This window comes from Nocardia implantans (assembly GCF_035544775.1).
GTDB classification, from domain to species: Bacteria; Actinomycetota; Actinomycetes; order Mycobacteriales; family Mycobacteriaceae; genus Nocardia; species Nocardia implantans.
The window spans coordinates 1-1,050 of sequence record NZ_JAYKYQ010000034.1 but is presented as its reverse complement, the minus strand read 5'-3'; the positions used below and the strand labels follow the sequence as shown (position 1 = coordinate 1,050).

The 1,050-nt window shown below is 61.8% G+C and carries 1 protein-coding gene; it reads left to right on the top strand.

Going from position 1 to position 1,050, the window contains the following annotated elements; genetic code table 11:
* Positions 1–39: 39 nt before the first annotated feature.
* Positions 40–1,050 (top strand): ABC transporter ATP-binding protein (locus U3653_RS33175; protein ID WP_323124770.1); only part of this gene is annotated, 1,011 nt, incomplete at its 3' end.

Below are 1,050 nucleotides of genomic sequence, written 5' to 3'. Positions count from 1 at the left end.
CGCCGGTGGGGCAGCTCGCTGAGAATTGTGGAGGTTGGCGTGGGCGTCGAGGTCAGGACCGAGAGTGTGACCAAGTCTTTCGGTTCCCAGCGTATTTGGCAGGATGTGTCGTTGACGTTGCCTTCGGGTGAGGTCAGTGCGTTGCTGGGTCCGTCGGGTACCGGTAAGTCGGTGTTCTTGAAGTCGCTGATCGGTCTGCTGCGTCCGGAGCGGGGTTCGATTTTCATCGATGGGACCGATATCACCACCTGCTCCAACAAGGAGCTGTATGAGATCCGCAAGCTGTTCGGTGTGTTGTTCCAGGACGGTGCGTTGTTCGGGTCGATGAACCTGTTCGACAATGTGGCGTTCCCGTTGCGGGAGCATACGAAGAAGAGCGAATCCGAGATCAAGAAGATCGTGATGGAGAAGCTGGAGCTGACCGGTCTGCTCGGGGCCGAGGGCAAGCTGCCCGGTGAGATCTCCGGTGGTATGCGCAAGCGCGCCGGGTTGGCCCGCGCCTTGGTGTTGGATCCGCAGATCATCCTCGTCGACGAGCCCGACTCCGGTCTGGATCCGGTGCGCACCTCGTACTTGTCGCAGTTGTTGATCGATATCAACGCGCAGATCGACGCCACGATCCTGATCGTCACCCACAACATCAACTTGGCGCGGACGGTGCCGGACAACATCGGGATGTTGTTCCGGCGTCAGTTGGTGATGTTCGGGCCGCGGGAGGTGTTGTTGACTTCGGAGGAGCCGGTGGTCAAGCAGTTCCTCAACGGGCGGATGATCGGGCCGATCGGGATGTCGGAGGAGAAGGACGAGGCGCAGATGGCGCGGGAGCAGGCGTTGGTGGACGCCGGGCATCATCATGGTGGCGCCGAGGAGGTCGAGGGGATCATTCCGCAGATGCGGGCGACGCCGGGTATGCCGGTGCGTCAGGCGGTGTTGCGGCGGAAGGAGCGGGTGCGCGAGATCATGCACACGTTGCCGCATGCCGCGCAGGTCGCGATCCGGGAATCACTTGCCGACAACGACGATACGCAGGTGATGGCCTACAACAGCGGC